The organism is Citrobacter sp. CK181 (assembly GCF_030333595.1).
Lineage (GTDB): Bacteria > Pseudomonadota > Gammaproteobacteria > Enterobacterales > Enterobacteriaceae > Citrobacter_B > Citrobacter_B koseri.
Genome location: NZ_JAOWFN010000012.1, coordinates 224,080 through 237,134 on the forward strand (window position 1 = coordinate 224,080; position 13,055 = coordinate 237,134).

The 13,055-nt window shown below is 54.2% G+C and carries 12 protein-coding genes; 4 read left to right on the forward strand and 8 right to left on the reverse strand.

Annotated features, from left to right (window positions below):
* Nucleotides 1-171: 171 nt before the first annotated feature.
* The 3 genes from OGW17_RS10425 to ldtC all read left to right on the forward strand — a co-directional run bounded on the left by OGW17_RS10425 (nt 172) and on the right by ldtC (nt 6,004).
* Nucleotides 172-1,245, forward strand: a complete 1,074-nt coding sequence (locus OGW17_RS10425; RefSeq protein WP_012132800.1) for an acyltransferase family protein — start codon at nt 172-174, stop codon at nt 1,243-1,245.
* 129 nt (nt 1,246-1,374) lie between these two features.
* A complete protein-coding gene (mfd, locus tag OGW17_RS10430) occupies nt 1,375-4,821 on the forward strand; it encodes a transcription-repair coupling factor (protein ID WP_071258226.1) in 3,447 nt (1,148 codons plus the stop codon).
* Between the two features lie 217 nt (nt 4,822-5,038).
* Complete coding sequence (gene ldtC, locus OGW17_RS10435; RefSeq protein ID WP_024130431.1) at nt 5,039-6,004, forward strand: L,D-transpeptidase LdtC; 966 nt, start codon at nt 5,039-5,041, stop codon at nt 6,002-6,004.
* Nucleotides 6,005-6,083: 79 nt separating this feature from the next.
* Here ldtC and bhsA read toward each other — a convergent pair whose 3' ends face one another.
* Nucleotides 6,084-6,341, reverse strand: coding sequence for a multiple stress resistance protein BhsA (gene bhsA, locus OGW17_RS10440; RefSeq protein WP_047457498.1), 258 nt, complete (start codon nt 6,339-6,341; stop codon nt 6,084-6,086).
* Nucleotides 6,342-6,581: 240 nt separating this feature from the next.
* Between bhsA and comR the strand changes: the two genes are divergently transcribed.
* Nucleotides 6,582-7,217, forward strand: coding sequence for a TetR family copper-responsive transcriptional repressor ComR (gene comR, locus OGW17_RS10445; protein ID WP_024130432.1), 636 nt, complete (start codon nt 6,582-6,584; stop codon nt 7,215-7,217).
* Between the two features lie 73 nt (nt 7,218-7,290).
* On the opposite strand, the gene OGW17_RS10450 is transcribed toward comR, so the two are convergent.
* The 7 genes from OGW17_RS10450 to OGW17_RS10480 all read right to left on the reverse strand — a co-directional run bounded on the left by OGW17_RS10450 (nt 7,291) and on the right by OGW17_RS10480 (nt 13,055).
* Nucleotides 7,291-7,830, reverse strand: a complete 540-nt coding sequence (locus OGW17_RS10450; RefSeq protein ID WP_024130433.1) for a glycine zipper 2TM domain-containing protein — start codon at nt 7,828-7,830, stop codon at nt 7,291-7,293.
* A gap of 235 nt (nt 7,831-8,065) precedes the next feature.
* On the reverse strand, nt 8,066-9,370 hold the full coding sequence (gene ndh / locus OGW17_RS10455) for an NADH-quinone dehydrogenase (protein ID WP_024130434.1): 1,305 nt from the start codon (nt 9,368-9,370) through the stop codon (nt 8,066-8,068).
* 248 nt (nt 9,371-9,618) lie between these two features.
* Nucleotides 9,619-10,161 carry an alpha/beta hydrolase YcfP gene (gene ycfP / locus OGW17_RS10460; RefSeq protein WP_012132812.1) on the reverse strand — a complete coding sequence of 181 codons (543 nt, stop codon included), beginning with the start codon at nt 10,159-10,161 and terminating at the stop codon, nt 9,619-9,621.
* Nucleotides 10,162-10,184: 23 nt separating this feature from the next.
* Nucleotides 10,185-11,210: a beta-N-acetylhexosaminidase gene (gene nagZ, locus OGW17_RS10465; protein ID WP_024130435.1), complete on the reverse strand. Its 1,026-nt coding sequence runs from the start codon at nt 11,208-11,210 to the stop codon at nt 10,185-10,187.
* A gap of 10 nt (nt 11,211-11,220) precedes the next feature.
* Nucleotides 11,221-12,045, reverse strand: a complete 825-nt coding sequence (gene thiK, locus OGW17_RS10470; protein WP_071258227.1) for a thiamine kinase — start codon at nt 12,043-12,045, stop codon at nt 11,221-11,223.
* Nucleotides 12,026-12,667 carry a penicillin-binding protein activator LpoB gene (gene lpoB / locus OGW17_RS10475; RefSeq protein WP_012132815.1) on the reverse strand — a complete coding sequence of 214 codons (642 nt, stop codon included), beginning with the start codon at nt 12,665-12,667 and terminating at the stop codon, nt 12,026-12,028. The genes thiK and lpoB overlap by 20 nt, the downstream gene beginning before the upstream one ends.
* 13 nt (nt 12,668-12,680) lie before the next feature.
* Nucleotides 12,681-13,055 carry a YcfL family putative periplasmic lipoprotein gene (locus tag OGW17_RS10480; RefSeq protein ID WP_071258229.1) on the reverse strand — a complete coding sequence of 125 codons (375 nt, stop codon included), beginning with the start codon at nt 13,053-13,055 and terminating at the stop codon, nt 12,681-12,683.

Sequence of the window (13,055 nt, forward strand, 5' to 3'; positions counted from 1 at the left end):
AATTCTGAAAAGTATCAAGAAATCAACTTCCTGAAGATACCTGCTTTGATACTCACCCTTGACCCTGATCTTTATCTTAAAAAAATAAAATACAGAATGTTACGCATTACAACACCGATCCCCGCCCGCAGGATCACAGGCTATGTTGAATAACACGAGTACGCCGTCCTGATGAAACAAAAAGAATTGTGGATCAACCAAATCAAAGGGTTATGCATCTGCCTGGTGGTCATTTATCACTCTGTGATTACGTTCTATCCCCACCTGACCGCTTTCCAGTATCCGTTATCGGAGATCCTGACGAAATGCTGGATCTACTTTAACCTCTATCTGGCGCCGTTTCGCATGCCGGTGTTTTTCTTTATTTCCGGGTATCTGATCCGCCGCTATATTGACAGCGTGCCCTGGGGAACCTGTATTGATAAACGGATCTGGAGCATTGTCTGGGTACTGGCGCTCTGGGGAGTGGCGCAATGGCTGGCGCTTAGCTGGCTCAACCACTGGCTGGCGCCCGAACGCGACATCAACAATGCCTCCAACGCCGCTTATGCCGGGTCCGTCGGCGAGTTTATTCACGGAATGCTGACGGCCAGCACCAGCCTCTGGTATCTGTATGCGCTGGTTGTCTATTTTGTGCTGTGTAAAGTTTTCAGCCAATGGGCAAAACCACTGTTCGTACTGTTTGTACTGCTGAGCGTGACGATAAACTTCGTGCCGACGCCGTGGTGGGGAATGAACAGCGTGATCCGCAACCTGCCTTACTACAGCCTCGGCGCCTGGTTTGGCGCCACGCTGATGGAGTGGATTAAGCATGTCCCACTGCGTCGTTATGCTATCGCGTTTGCGGGCATTGCGCTGCTCGCCGTCATCGCCTGGCTGGCTAATGTATCCCTGCTGCTCTCACTGGTGTCGATTGTGCTGATCATGAAGCTTTTCTATCAGTATGAGCAGCGCTTCGGCATGCGTTCTTCCAGTCTGCTGAATGTCATCGGCTCAAACACTATTGCTATCTATACAACCCACCGTATCCTGGTCGAAGCGTTCAGCTTAACGTTGATTCCGAAAATCAACGGCGCGGCATGGTCGCCGCAGCTTGAGTTTGCTCTGCTGTTGGTTTACCCCTTTGCCAGTCTGCTGATTTGCACGCTGACGGGCCTTACCGTCCGAAAAATTTCGCAACGCCTGTTTGCCGATCTCTTCTTCTCTCCGCCTTCTCTCCCCGCCGTTACCAGCTATTCGCGTTAATCTTTTCGCCCCCTCCCGGGGGCGAATCAATTTGCTAAAGAGAAACGATCACGGATAATAAAGAGCATTGCTTATCAGTGATATGCCCCCATAGTGTGGTGTATACCCAATAGAGATCCTGCAACCACTATGCCTGAACAACAACGTTATACTCTGCCAACCAAACCCGGCGATCAGCGCCAGTTGGGCGAGCTTACCGGCGCCGCCTGCGCCACGCTGGTGGCGGAGATTGCCGAGCGCCATGCTGGCCCAATCGTACTTATTGCACCTGACATGCAAAACGCCCTGCGCCTGCATGACGAAGTTCGCCAGTTCACCGACCAACTGGTGATGAATCTGGCGGACTGGGAAACGCTCCCTTACGACAGCTTTTCCCCACACCAGGAAATCATCTCTTCACGCCTGTCCACGCTTTACCAGTTGCCGTCAATGCAGCGCGGCGTATTGATTGTTCCGGTAAATACGCTGATGCAGCGCGTTTGCCCGCACAGTTATTTGCACGGCCACGCCCTGGTGATGAAAAAGGGTCAGCGTTTGTCGCGCGACGCCCTGCGCGCACAGCTGGATAGCGCGGGCTATCGCCATGTTGATCAGGTCATGGAACACGGTGAATACGCCACTCGCGGCGCGCTGCTGGATCTGTTTCCGATGGGCAGCGAACAGCCCTATCGTCTTGATTTTTTTGATGATGAAATCGACAGTTTGCGCCTGTTTGATGCCGATACCCAGCGTACGCTGGAAGAAGTCGACGCCATCAATTTGCTGCCCGCGCATGAATTTCCGACCGATAAAACGGCCATCGAGCTGTTCCGCAGCCAGTGGCGTGACACATTTGAAGTTAAACGCGACGCCGAGCATATTTACCAGCAGGTCAGTAAAGGCACGCTGCCTGCCGGGATCGAATACTGGCAGCCGCTGTTCTTCAACGAGCCGCTGCCGCCTCTGTTCAGCTACTTCCCGGCGAACACGCTGCTGGTGAATACCGGCACGCTGGAAAACAGCGCTGAACGCTTCCAGGCCGATACCCTGGCGCGTTTTGAAAACCGTGGCGTCGATCCTATGCGCCCGCTTTTGCCGCCGGAATCCCTGTGGCTGCGGGTCGATGAGCTGTTCTCCGAACTCAAACGCTGGCCCCGCATACAGTTAAAAACCGAACATCTGCCAGGTAAGGCGGCGAATACCAATCTGGGTTTCCAGAAACTGCCGGATCTGGCGGTACAGGCGCAGCAAAAAGCGCCTCTGGACGCGCTGCGTAGATTTCTTGAATCCTTCAACGGGCCGGTCATTTTCTCCGTAGAAAGCGAAGGCCGCCGCGAAGCGCTCGGGGAACTGCTCGCCCGTATTAAAATTTCACCCAAACGAATTTTGCGCCTGGATGAGGCGCTCGACGCCGGACGTTACCTGATGATTGGCGCTGCGGAGCATGGCTTTATCGATACGCAGCGTAATCTGGCGCTTATTTGCGAGAGCGATTTGCTGGGTGAACGCGTTGCGCGTCGCCGTCAGGACTCACGCCGCACGATTAACCCCGACACGCTGATCCGCAACCTGGCGGAGCTGCATCCTGGACAGCCGGTGGTACACCTTGAGCATGGTGTGGGGCGTTATGCGGGTATGACGACGCTGGAAGCCGGCGGCATCAAGGGCGAGTACCTGATGCTCACCTACGCCAACGACGCCAGACTGTACGTACCGGTGTCATCTTTACATCTCATCAGCCGCTATGCCGGAGGCGCCGAAGAGAACGCGCCGCTGCATAAACTGGGCGGCGACGCCTGGTCTCGCGCCCGACAGAAAGCCGCGGAGAAAGTGCGCGACGTGGCGGCAGAGCTACTGGATATTTACGCCCAGCGCGCGGCAAAAGAAGGTTTCGCCTTTAAGCACGATCGCGAGCAGTATCAACTGTTCTGCGACAGCTTCCCGTTCGAGACCACGCCAGACCAGGCGCAGGCCATTAACGCCGTCCTGAGCGATATGTGCCAACCGCTGGCAATGGATCGTCTGGTGTGCGGCGACGTCGGCTTCGGGAAAACCGAAGTGGCGATGCGCGCCGCGTTCCTGGCGGTGGAAAACCACAAACAGGTCGCGGTGCTGGTGCCTACCACCCTGCTGGCGCAACAGCATTTCGATAACTTCCGCGACCGCTTCGCCAACTGGCCGGTGCGCATCGAAATGCTCTCCCGTTTCCGTAGCGCCAAAGAGCAAGCGCAGATCCTTGAGCAGGTCGCTGAGGGGAAAATCGACATTCTGATCGGCACTCATAAGCTGCTGCAAAGCGATGTGAAATTAAAAGATTTGGGCTTGCTGATTGTCGATGAAGAGCACCGTTTCGGCGTACGGCATAAAGAGCGCATCAAGGCAATGCGCGCCGACGTTGATATTCTGACGCTGACGGCAACGCCAATCCCTCGTACGCTCAACATGGCGATGAGCGGTATGCGCGATCTGTCGATCATTGCCACACCGCCCGCCCGTCGTCTGGCGGTAAAAACCTTCGTCCGTGAATATGACAACCTGGTGGTGCGCGAGGCTATCCTGCGTGAAGTTCTGCGCGGCGGCCAGGTGTATTATCTGTATAACGACGTGGAGAATATCCAGAAAGCCGCGGACCGACTGGCGGAACTGGTGCCGGAAGCCCGCATCGCGATTGGTCACGGGCAGATGCGCGAGCGCGAACTTGAGCGCGTTATGAACGACTTCCACCACCAGCGCTTTAACGTTCTGGTGTGTACCACCATTATCGAAACCGGTATTGATATTCCGACCGCGAACACGATCATCATTGAGCGCGCCGACCATTTCGGCCTGGCGCAGCTACACCAGCTACGTGGTCGTGTTGGACGTTCGCACCATCAGGCGTATGCCTGGCTGCTGACGCCGCATCCAAAAGCGATGACGACCGACGCGCAAAAACGTCTGGAAGCCATTGCCTCGCTGGAAGATTTGGGCGCCGGTTTTGCGCTGGCGACTCACGATCTCGAAATTCGCGGCGCTGGCGAGCTGCTTGGCGAAGATCAGAGCGGGCAGATGGAGACCATCGGCTTCTCGCTGTATATGGAGCTGCTGGAGAACGCCGTGGATGCGCTGAAAGCCGGACGTGAGCCGTCGCTGGAAGACCTCACCAGCCAGCAGACGGAAGTCGAACTGCGTATGCCGTCGCTGTTGCCGGATGATTTTATCCCGGATGTGAATACGCGTCTGTCGTTCTATAAACGCATTGCCAGTGCGAAAAACGAAAACGAGCTGGAGGAGCTCAAGGTAGAGCTGATCGACCGTTTCGGACTGCTGCCTGACCCGGCGCGCAATCTGCTGGATATCGCGCGTCTGCGCCAACAGGCACAGAAGCTGGGCATTCGAAAACTGGAAGGCAACGAGAAAGGCGGTACGATCGAGTTTGCCGAGAAAAATCACGTAAACCCAACCTGGCTGATTGGTCTGTTGCAAAAACAACCGCAGCACTTCCGCCTCGACGGCCCGACACGCCTGAAGTTTATTCAGGATCTGGCGGAGCGTAAAACGCGTATGGACTGGGTGCGCCAGTTTATGGCGCAACTGGAAGAAAACGCGGCGGCGTAACGCCCTACGACGCCGGATGGCGGCGCAAGCGCCTTATCCGGCCTACGATCCTGTAGGCCCGGTAAGCGCAGCGCCACCGGGTGTAATGCCCTCTGCCATCCCCCGTGTTTTCGCCCACATTTACAACACTTTGCACTTCTCTTGCACTTCAAGACATGACAACCCGCCATAATGATCATTGACTCAATTTATTACAATAACCATTTGATTTGTGATGATAATGAATAACATGCGACTTTCCCGCTGGCTGGCGTTTTTTACGCTCGCCGCGTCCGTAGCGCTGGCGATACCGGCGCAAGCGAACACATGGCCGCTTCCTCCTCCCGGCAGCAAACTGGTGGGCGAGAATACATTTCACGTTGTCGAAAACAACGGCGGCTCGCTGGAGGCGATTGCTAAAAAATACAATGTCGGTTTTTTAGCGTTGCTACAGGCAAACCCGGGCGTTGATCCTTACGTTCCCCGCGCGGGCAGCGTTCTGACCATCCCTCTGCAAACCTTACTACCGGATGCGCCGCGCGAAGGTATTGTGATTAACCTCGCCGAATTGCGTCTGTATTACTATCCTCCCGGAAAAAATTCGGTGACCGTGTATCCAATCGGTATCGGTCAACTGGGTGGCGATACGTTGACGCCAACGATGGTCACTACCGTCTCGGATAAGCGCGCGAATCCAACCTGGACGCCTACGGCGAATATCCGCGCCCGTTACAAAGCTCAGGGGATAGACCTCCCTGCCGTGGTTCCCGCCGGGCCGGATAACCCAATGGGCCATCATGCGATCCGCTTAGCGGCTTATGGCGGCGTCTATTTGCTGCACGGCACGAATGCTGATTTCGGTATCGGGATGCGCGTCAGTTCCGGCTGTATTCGCCTGCGCGACGGTGATATTGAGACGCTGTTCCGTCAGGTCACGCCGGGTACGAAGGTCAACATTATTAATACGCCGATCAAAGCGTCCGTTGAACCTGGCGGCATGCGCCTGGTAGAAGTCCACCAGCCGTTATCGAAGAATATTGATGACGATCCGCAGATATTGCCGATCGTATTGAACGGCCAAATGCAGGCTTTCAAAGATGCCGCACAGACCGATGCCGCCGTTATGGAGCATGTTATGGAAGTGCGTTCAGGAATGCCGGTCGATGTCACCCGCCATCCCGGGATAACGCAGCAGTCGATGTAACGTCGGATAATAAAAAAGCCCCGCTCAGACAGCGGGGCTTTTTTGTGGCAGTAGCAGTGGCATTAATGAGGGTTAATGCTTATTTGTAGATAACCGCAGTCCCGTGGAGGGTGTTAGGACCGGTTACCGAAGTAATGCGGAAAGATTTCGCGCCCATTTCATCCGCTTTTTGCGCCAGTTGATCTTCCAGAGATCCCAGGTTAGTCCCGGCGGTTGCGGAAATGGTGCCTACTTTCTGTTGATCTACAGGCGTCGCCTGAACTTCAACAGCAGCGAAACTTGCGAAAGAGAGTGAACTCAGTACAGCGGCAGCAATGAGGGTTTTTACGTTTTTCATGATAGTGACCTTTAGCAGATGAACGGTGTCGAAATATTTACTTAACGATCGATAGGTAAATCATAGATGTGATCCAGGTCACACGTCAACATTTTTTTATAACGATCATTATATAAATTAAAAAGAACTTATTTTTCATATCAATACAGGTGAATTATTTTTCTTCTGAATGCGCTGGAGACTGAGCGGGATTATTTTTATAATGGTTGTTCAACAAACCCAACAAGGTACAACGGCATCATGACAACTGACTCGACAGGTTGCGTAAAAAAAAGCCGTGGCCGACCAAAAGTGTTCGACAGGGAAGCCGCGCTTGATAAGGCCATGACACTCTTCTGGCAGCACGGCTATGAAGCAACATCGCTCGCCGACCTCGTGGAAGCGACCGGCGCAAAAGCGCCCACGCTGTACGCAGAATTTACGAACAAGGAAGGGTTGTTCCGCGCAGTGCTGGACCGCTATATCAGCCGCTTTGCGGCAAAACATGAGGCCCAGCTCTTTTGTGAAGAAAAAAGCGTTGAGTCCGCGCTGGAAGACTATTTCACCGCCGTCGCGACATGCTTCACCAGTAAAGACACCCCTGCCGGGTGCTTTATGATCAACACGTCCGCCACACTGGCCGCCTCCTCCCGTGAAATCGCCCATACGGTGAAATCCCGCCACGCGATGCAGGAGCAGACGCTGACCCAGTTTTTGCGCCAGCGGCAGGAGCGCGGGGAAATTCCGGCGCACTGCAATCCACAAACGCTGGCGGAATATCTGAACTGTATTTTACAAGGAATGTCGATCAGCGCGCGTGAAGGCGCGACGTTTGACAAGCTGATGCAGATAACCCGCACCACCCTACGGCTGTGGCCGGAGATGCTGAAGGCTTAGCGCCTGACCGTCTGATAAAAAAAGCCCCTCAGCCTGAGCGAATGAGGGGCTAACGTGCAGAGTACAGCTTTTTTTACGCGTCGTTATTCAGAATCAATTGACCGTTATTATCAAGCGGGATTTGCGTTCCGGGATCTTTATCCATGCGGATTTTCCCCTGCTGATCGCCAATCTTGTAAGTGACGTCATAGCCCAGCATTTTCTCTGACTTGTCATACACCGTTTTACAACGCTGCTGCGTAGAGGTGTAGGTGTCATTTTCCTGCATTGATCCCTGGATTTGGTTACCGGCGTAACCTCCGCCCAGCGCCCCGACGACGGTCGCCACATCTTTACCACGGCCACCGCCGAACTGATGACCAATCACGCCGCCAGCAACCGCGCCAAGCACCGAACCGGCAATGCGATTTTCGTCCTGAACAGGTTTGCGGTGCGTGACCGTCACGTTGCGGCATTCCTGACGCGGTGTTTTGACGGTTTCTTTTATGGGTGTGGCTGATACGACTTGCGCATATTTCGGGCTACGGTCAAAAACGTTCAGACTGGCCACCGCCGCCACACCCAGCGCAGCAGCTACGCCAATCCCTATACCCGCCAACATTGATTTATTCACGGGAATTCCTCCTTTTTTGCTATTAGTAACAATTTTGCAACCAGCAGTGGGGTTAAGCAAATCAGAAAGAGGATGAAAAGTGCGGGGTTATGCGGCAAACAGACACGATTCAGAGAACTCTGAAGCAGATGGCGCGATTAAATTGCCGGATGGCGGCCGATGGCCTTATCCGGCCTACATGCTGTGCGAGCCGTAGGCCTGATAAGCGAAGCGCCATCAGGCGATACGGTAAGGATTAATGCAGTTTCAGACGCGGGCGAATCACACGGTTAATGCTGCCTACTAACATCATTAACCCGGTTTTAAAGTAACCGTGCAGCGCAATCTGGTGCATACGGTAAAGCGAAATGTAAACAAAACGCGCAATACGCCCTTCCACCATCATTGAACCGCGCATCAGGTTCCCCATCAGGCTGCCGACAGTCGAGAAATTAGAGAGCGATACCAGCGAACCGTGATCTTTATAAACATAGTCTTTCATCGGTTTGCCTTTCATCTGCGCCAGAATATTATTCAGTGCGCAGCTTGCCATCTGATGCGCGGCCTGTGCGCGCGGCGGCACAAAGCCCCCTTCAGGACGTGCGCAGGAAGCACAGTCGCCGATGGCATAAACATCCGGGTCACGAGTGGTTTGCAGCGTTGGTTCAACCACTAACTGGTTGATGCGGTTAGTTTCCAACCCGCCAATGTCTTTCAGGAAATCAGGCGCTTTAATCCCTGCCGCCCACACCATCAGGTCAGCTTTGATGTGTTCGCCATCTTTCGTGTGCAGACCGCCTTCGTCTGCGCTGGTCACCATCGTCTGAGTCAGTACGCGTACGCCCAGTTTGGTCAGTTCGCTATGCGCCGCAGCGGAAATACGCGGCGGCAGCGCAGGCAGAATGCGCTCACCGGCTTCAACCAGCGTCACGTTCAGCGCTTCGTTAGTCAGGCCTTTGTAGCCGTAGCTGTGCAGCTGTTTCACAGCGTTATGCAGTTCCGCAGAAAGCTCCACGCCCGTTGCGCCGCCACCGACAATCGCAATGTTGACCTTACCGCTAACACCCATGCTGGAAGAGTATTTCAGGAACAGGTTCAGCATTTCCTGATGGAAGCGACGCGCCTGATGCGGGTTGTCCAGGAAAATACAGTGTTCTTTAACGCCAGGGGTGTTGAAGTCGTTAGAGGTACTGCCCAGCGCCATCACCAGGGTGTCGTACGCGATTTTACGCTCAGGAACCAGCAGTTCCCCTTTCTCGTCACGCAGTTCCGCAATGGTGATCGTTTTCGCTTCACGATCGATATCCATAACCGAACCCAACTGGAACTGGAAACCATGATTACGCGCATGCGCCAGGTAGCTCAGAGCGTCCACGCCTTCGTCCAGTGAACCGGTCGCCACTTCATGCAGCAACGGCTTCCACAGATGGCTGTGGTTTCTGTCCACCAGCGTGATTTTTGCCTTTTTCTTACGACCCAGTTTTTTACCCAACTGAGTCGCCATTTCAAGCCCGCCAGCACCGCCGCCGACAATCACGATCTTTTTCAATGGTGTAGTCAACGTGACCCCCCTTAAATTTATTAACCAATTGTTAAGTAAAAGTTATAAATATAGCCTTTAATTAACAACAAGTTACGGTAATGCAAAGTGACTTCGCTAGTGAGAATAACACGAACGGTGCATTGGTCATACCAAAATTGATGTACATCAAGTTTTCTCGCTGAAAAGATAGACAACCCTGCCTGAATGCTCATAAAAAAACCAGCCCGAAGGCTGGTTTCTGAGGGGGGTGATCGGGTTACAACAGCTTAACCTAACGTTTTAAACGCTTTTATCCGCTGTAAATGAGGAGAGATATTCTTAAATTTATGGGTCTGCTCTTCGTCCCAGACAATTTCATAGAAATGATGCAGCTCTTTTGCCGAACGATGGCTGTCCAGCGCTTCATCATGCCGGGACAGGATCACCAGGCAGCGATCGCGGTTTTTTTCGCGGAAATTGGTGACGCATTTCGTTGCGATATCGGCATACTCTTCCGGGCGGTCGATTTTGCCTTCCATGTTCTCATAGGGGAACAGATTAGGGTTGAATACCACCTGGCGTATGTCGCACAGGAAGCCAATCCGCTCCGCCCAATACCCACCCAGTCCTACGCCACAAATTAATGGCCGATCGTCCACATTCAGTTGCAACATTTTGTCTACTTCTTTCAGCAGATGCTGCATGTCATGTTTGGGATGCCGTGTGCTATAGCTGATCAGTCTGACATCCGAATCAATAAACTGTAGCTGCAACACTTTCTCGTGGTTACCCGGACTGTTGGAGTCAAAACCGTGTAAATAGATAATCATCGCATCCTCACACAAAACTCGGGTTAATGACCTGCTTTTTCTTCCTGCCAGCGTTCATGCAACTGGTTAAGCTGGGCGCTGACCGTTTTCCAGCGTGCGGAGTCCATCAACTCCTGACGCGAAAATGAACCTTTATGATACAAACGCGTAACACGTTCTGCATTGATCGGCGACAGATTATCTAACACGCTGACCGCTCCTTTACGATTATTACAGACCAGGATCATATCGCAACCCGCATCCAGCGACGCCTGCCCGCGCTCTGCGTAGCTCCCCATAATCGCCGCTCCTTCCATCGACAGATCATCGGAGAAAATCACGCCATCAAAACCAAGTTCCTCACGCAGCACCGTTTTCAGCCAGTGCGGTGAACCACTCGCCGGACGCGGATCGACATCGCTGTATATGACGTGCGCCGGCATAATCGCATCAAGTTTGTTCCCGGTGATTAGCGAACGGAACACCGACATATCCCTGGCGCGAATTTCCGCCTCAGGACGCGGATCGGTTGGCGTTTCTTTGTGCGAATCGGCAGTGACTGCCCCGTGTCCGGGGAAGTGCTTACCGGTGGTTTTCATTCCGGCAGCATGCATCCCGTCGATAAAACGCGTCGCCATTGCCAGAGCTTTAAGCGGATCGGCATGGTAAGAACGCTCGCCAATTGCTGCGCTGATATGCCCGACATCCAGCACCGGCGCGAAGCTGATATCAATGTCCATCGCGATCATCTCGCTGGCCATTAGCCACCCGGCATCCTGCGCCAGTTTGCCCCCTTCTTCCAGCCCGTGCAGCGCAGCAAAAGATTGTGCGGCTGGCAGGCGGGTAAAACCTTCACGAAAACGCTGTACGCGTCCGCCTTCCTGGTCAACCGCCACCACCAGATGATTGCGCGAAGCCGCCCGAATCTGGCGGACTAACTCGCGCAGTTGCTCCGGGTCATGATAATTACGCGTAAAGAGGATCAGCCCCCCCACCAGCGGATGGGCCAGAATTTCGCGCTCTTCTGCGTCCAGCTCAAACCCTTCGACATCCAACATTACTGGACCCACACTGCTCTCCTTATCCTTTCTTTTTCAGCTGCCGCCAGGCGTCGTCGGCCAGCCTGATAAATTGTTGTTCGCCGGTTTGCTGCCAGCGGTATTCAAACCATCCGGCTTTCAGCATCATTACCCAGGGGTGCCATAACCTGACCTGCCGCCATAGCGTTTGCGGACAGATATGCGCAACGGCGGCATAGGATGCCACCAGCCGTTGATGCTGCCGCTCATCCTCTACCCATACGGCGGCCAGTTCCAGAGCGATATCGCCATCCCCGGCGTATTCCCAGTCAATCAACCGTAGCCCCGATGCCGTCTGTACCAGGTTATCGCCGTGGACATCCATATGCAAAGGCGCCAGACGCAGCGGACGAGGTTCCCGCGCCGCTCGCAGCCGTTTTAGCATCCGTAGCCAGTACGACGTCCTGCGTGCCGGATCGCTCCCCTGCCAGTAGCGCATAAGCAGCGATAACAGCGAAATACGCCAGCCAAAACGCGGTTGTTGGTGCAGATGATACAGTAAGCCCGCCAGTTCGTCGGTATCCGGTAATCCAGATTTTACCTCTCCCTGCAAATAGTCCACCGCCATCCAGCCGGGAATATAAAAACGCGGTCTGGGGGCAAGGGTTTCCGGTAAACGTGACAATGCGTGATACTGACGCAAAAAATCAGATTCAGGCGCAAAGGGATCATGATGGCAACGGAGCACCAGACGGCGGGCGTCATGTTCAATGATGCAACTCCCGCCGCTTAATCCGTTGTGGCAGGCGGCGACGGGATGATATTGCGGGAAGTAGCGCGACAAAACGTCGTCGCGCGTCAGTAGATTATTGTTGCTGGACTGCACCTTTACCTGACCAGATTATCTCGCCAGTTTGTACCAGCATTAACTGCATTTGCAGCGATGGCGCATTGACGTTACCCGCCGCGCTGGAATAGAGCACATATTGCGCCCCTACGTTACGGGCGATGCCAATCGCTTTACTGCGCGTACCGAGGCTGTCCTGCGGTGATAAACCCAGTTGCTGCTTCGCCATCGCCAGTTGCTGCGCGGAAACCAGCGTAAATTTACCGTTATTCGCCAGCGCATTACGTAAAGTCTCTGTGGCCTCGCCCGCGTTGAGCGAACCGTTGGTGCGGTTATTTACGCTATCGACCAGCAGTACGTTACCCGCCGTTACGCCATCAGCCTGAAGCATTTTTCCGACCATCGGCTGCATCGCGCTGTTCCAGTCATAATGGCGCACGCGCGGCGCAGGCTGTGCGGTCTGGTCTTCGTGTTCAATCGGGCCCGGCTGTTGCGGGATCGTCGGCACCGATGGCACGACCGGCACAGGCTGCTGCGGTTCGGCTGGCTGTTCCGGCGCCGGTTTGACTTCATCAACCGGTGCGGGTTCACGTTGCCCCACACAACCGGAGAGGAATATCGCCAGCGCGGCCACCAGTGCGTAGCGATTCATTTTCATCATCAAAATTCACCCCTTACAAATAAAGATAAAGTCTAACCTTATGCGCCCCCAGATAATTGGCGCTGCCATACAGCGTGACCGACGAACGCGCCGGGATAGTCACACTGCGTGGCGCTTCCAGAGGATGCATTTCCAGCCCTCTGGCGTCATACCAGTAAAACCGATAATGCACGGTAACGGGTTCTTGCCTTTCGTTATAGAGGCGTGAGGATGCAGAAGGCTGAATATCGGACGTCGTCAACGCAGGCGCTTCCGCCGTGATACCGGCCGCCAGCAGCGTTGACTCCATCACCAGTGTCTGTTCATCACTGACCGGAATTTCAGGGTGTGAGCGACAACCCGCAAGCAACAGTAAGGCCAGTGATATCGCAAGGCATCCTCTGGTCAT